The sequence below is a fragment of the Paenibacillus sp. 01T422 genome (genome assembly GCF_056398785.1).
The window spans coordinates 1-1022 of sequence record NZ_JBFTQB010001378.1; the positions used below are offsets into that span (position 1 = coordinate 1).

The 1022-nt window shown below is 42.6% G+C and carries 2 protein-coding genes; one reads left to right on the forward strand and one right to left on the reverse strand.

Going from position 1 to position 1022, the window contains the following annotated elements; all coding sequences use genetic code 11:
* Nucleotides 1–40: 40 nt before the first annotated feature.
* Nucleotides 41–640 carry an IS110 family transposase gene (locus tag AC1DUA_RS38885; protein ID WP_477504768.1) on the reverse strand — a complete coding sequence of 200 codons (600 nt, stop codon included), beginning with the start codon at nucleotides 638–640 and terminating at the stop codon, nucleotides 41–43.
* A gap of 186 nt (nucleotides 641–826) precedes the next feature.
* Here AC1DUA_RS38885 and AC1DUA_RS38890 point away from each other — a divergent pair.
* The coding region (locus tag AC1DUA_RS38890) for an Imm32 family immunity protein (protein WP_477504769.1) at nucleotides 827–1022 on the forward strand (196 nt) is incomplete at its 3' end.

Below are 1022 nucleotides of genomic sequence, written 5' to 3' on the forward strand. Positions count from 1 at the left end.
GTTCGATGGAGACGGACGTTCCATTACCAGGGAAAGGCGTCTAACGCGTATAAATTATCAATGGATTTCGTTCAAATGCTTGTCTGTATTCTGGAAACCGGATATCAAGCGAGCGGTGGATTCTATTCTTAGTCCTTCCTGATTTAACCACCCAGTGCTCTCTGTTTGTAACCATAACCCGTATGCGACGGAATGCTTCATCCTTTGGAGAGAAGGGTGAGAACCCACGGCTCACCGCATCAGCGATGACCAGAGCATCCTTTGGGTCGTTCTTGGAAGGTGAGTTATCTCTATTCTCTTTATTGCGTTTGGTTGTCATTGGATTGACAAGAGCCACATCAATTCCTTGATCCACCAACCAGTTGGCAATATTGAACCAGTAGTGGCCGGTGCTCTCCATTCCCACAACGAAGTCATTCATGCCGTGCATCTTCTGTAATTTTCGAATGCTGTGTTCTAAATGCTCATAGCCGGCTAGATCATTGGAAAATAGAATAGGGCGCTTGGTGAGGACAATACCTCGAAAATTAATGGCTTGTGCAGCGTGCTTCTCCTTGGCAATGTCAATGCCTATAACCAGAGTAGTAGTGGAGATTCGTTCTACACGTTGATTTTGAGACTTAATTGGATTAGACTTCATGATAACGCCTCCTAAGGTGAGTTCTGAGGGCTGCAACCCAGTACATACTCATCGTAGCGAGGCGTTCTTTTTTCTGCAAATTCAATCTACTAACACCTACAGGAATGTTAACGGGCAGCATAGCTCAACGCTCATTTGTGGTAAAATGAGATCGTTGGCTTATTCTCATTTATAGGGGTGAAGAGCATGGATTCCGTTGTGGTTAATTTAAAAATTGATGATGACACTCCCGAGTTTACAAACAAAGATAACGTAGGACAGGTTGAAATATTAAAAAATAACCGAGTGATGATCACTTTAAGTAGAAATGGATTAATAGGTTTTGCACAGGAATTACTAAGACTGGCTCATAATGATTTTACAGATGGCAATCATATACATG

Bases quoted from the DNA above. Each gene is read 5' to 3' on its own strand.
- AC1DUA_RS38885 (WP_477504768.1), bottom strand. From the start codon at position 640: ATGAAGTCTAATCCAATTAAGTCTCAAAATCAACGTGTAGAACGAATC.